Source organism: Acrocarpospora catenulata (genome assembly GCF_018476525.1).
GTDB classification, from domain to species: domain Bacteria; phylum Actinomycetota; class Actinomycetes; order Streptosporangiales; family Streptosporangiaceae; genus Acrocarpospora; species Acrocarpospora catenulata.
This window is the reverse complement of sequence record NZ_JAHCST010000171.1, coordinates 1-678: the sequence shown is the minus strand read 5'-3', so window position 1 is coordinate 678 and position 678 is coordinate 1. Positions and strand designations below refer to the sequence as shown.

Here is a 678-nt window from a genome sequence, read left to right as displayed (position 1 = left end):
CGCAGCCTCCCACGTCCTTCATCGGCTCCTGATGCCAAGGCATCCACCGTGTGCCCTAAAAAACTTGGCCACAAAGATGCTCGCGTCCACTATGCAATTCACAAACAACAAACAGCCAACCGATACAAACCCGCCACCAGACCACCAGCTCGCCGAAAAACCCCCCACCCACCCGCCCCAAAAGAGCTGAAAGGTAAGAAGCCCACCGACCGCCGACGCGGTATGACGGAAGACCGGTCCCGTCCCAGAAGAAACACCAACCCCACCAGGGGCCTCAACACACAGGCCACCGTTGCTGGTGGCCTGGATGCCGAACGGTCCGTTTCCTCAGGACCCAACAGTGTGCCCGAACCAGCCGAACCCCCGACCTGGACGCTCCCACTCCCAGCCACCCTCCCAAGAGGAAGGCACCTAGGCGGTACTAGCCCGGCGGCAACCCAGCCGATCCGAATAGCCAGTGCTCCACTAATGAGCTCGCCGTGCATCAGACGTTCGCTGATGGACACGGCATGGACCCGACCAGCCAGAGCAGCAGCTCCAGCAGTCAGGCCAGTGCTCCTTAGAAAGGAGGTGATCCAGCCGCACCTTCCGGTACGGCTACCTTGTTACGACTTCGTCCCAATCGCCAGCCCCACCTTCGACCGCTCCCCCCACAAGTGGTTGGGCCACGGGCTTCGG

At 61.8% G+C, this 678-nt stretch carries 1 rRNA gene; it reads right to left on the bottom strand.

Features of this window, described 5'->3' with window-relative positions:
* Window positions 1-563: 563 nt before the first annotated feature.
* Window positions 564-678 (bottom strand): 16S ribosomal RNA (locus KIP79_RS46215); the annotation flags it as partial.